Below are 638 nucleotides of genomic sequence, written 5' to 3'. Positions count from 1 at the left end.
AGGTTCGTCTGGAAGGCGATCTCGTCGATGACGCCGATGATCTTGCCGATCTCGGCCGAGGAGCGCTCGATCTCGGCCATCGCCGCCACCGCCCGCCCGACGATCGCCTCGCCCTTCTGCGCCGCCGTTTCCGCCAGGCCCGCCGCCTCCTGCGCCGCGCTCGCCCCGCTCGCCGTGTCGTTGACGCCCCGCGCCACCTCCGACAAGGCCGCCACCGTTTCCTCCAGGCCCGCCGCCTGCTGCTCGGTGCGCTGCGCCAGATCCGAGGAGGCCGTCGAGATCTCCGCCAGACCGTTCCTCAGAACCCCCGTCGCCCCGACCACCGCGCCGATCGCCTCCTCCAGCGCCGCCACCGACTGGTTGAACTGCTGCCGGATCGGCTCGAACTCCACCGCTACCGACCCGTCCATGCGCACCGTCAGGTCGCCGGACGACAGGCGCTCGAACCCTGCCTCCACACCGTGCACGAAGGCCTTCAGATCCTCCGCCCGCGCATTGTCGATCGCCGCCTGACGGTCCCGGCTCGCCGCCTGCGCCGCCCGGCTCGCCTCCGCCTCCGCTTCCAGGCGACGCTTCTCCAGACCCGCCTCCTTGAACACCTGAACCGCCGAAGCCATCGCCCCGATCTCGTCGCGCCG

The 638-nt window shown here is 71.8% G+C and carries 1 protein-coding gene; it reads right to left on the bottom strand.

Annotated features, from left to right (window positions below):
- Positions 1 to 617: methyl-accepting chemotaxis protein (locus IEY14_RS25705; protein ID WP_244639686.1), on the bottom strand; the 617-nt coding region annotated here is incomplete at its 3' end.
- Between the last annotated feature and the right edge of the window lie 21 nt (positions 618 to 638).

Source organism: Aureimonas endophytica (assembly GCF_014642635.1).
Lineage (GTDB): Bacteria > Pseudomonadota > Alphaproteobacteria > Rhizobiales > Rhizobiaceae > Plantimonas > Plantimonas endophytica.
This window is presented reverse-complemented; position numbering and strand designations above follow the sequence as displayed.